General features: G+C 52.4%; 1 protein-coding gene. It reads left to right on the forward strand.

All coding sequences use genetic code 11. From position 1 onward, the window contains the following. A partial coding sequence (locus CSR02_RS16775; RefSeq protein WP_208616795.1) for a hypothetical protein occupies positions 1-277 on the forward strand: 277 nt, incomplete at its 5' end. Positions 278-466 lie beyond the last annotated feature (189 nt).

A 466-nucleotide genomic window follows, 5' to 3' on the forward strand; every position in this document is an offset into this window, starting at 1 on the left:
CAGCTGGGAGAGCACCTGCTTTGCAAGCAGGGGGTCGTCGGTTCGAACCCGTCCGTCTCCACCAAGGATCCAGAGTGGTTTTGTGGTGTTGAGAGTATCTGTTGCAAGGGAGTTTGTGGATCGGACTTCATTTATGCGGCGCTGCGATAGCGGCACGTATGGGTGTGTGTCTGGTGTTGATCTTTGTCAGTGTGAATCGGTTGGTGCGCGTCTGGGCGTATCAGAAATGTGGGTTGGTCTGACCCGTATTGAGCAAAGAGATTTGCTCATGCGTTAAGCATTTCTGGTGTAAGCGTTCAGAAGCGTTTTGAAGAAGTAGACGTACTCGGATGCGTCATGCTTTGGAGCTGTTTGTATCTGCGTAAGTAGGTATGGATGGTTTCTGTGCATGGGGTGAGTGAGTATGAGAAGGGCATTCGGTGGATGCCTTGGCACTAGGAGGCGACGAAGGACGTAGCACGCTGCG

It is taken from the genome of Acetobacter pomorum (assembly GCF_002738225.1).
Lineage (GTDB): Bacteria > Pseudomonadota > Alphaproteobacteria > Acetobacterales > Acetobacteraceae > Acetobacter > Acetobacter pomorum.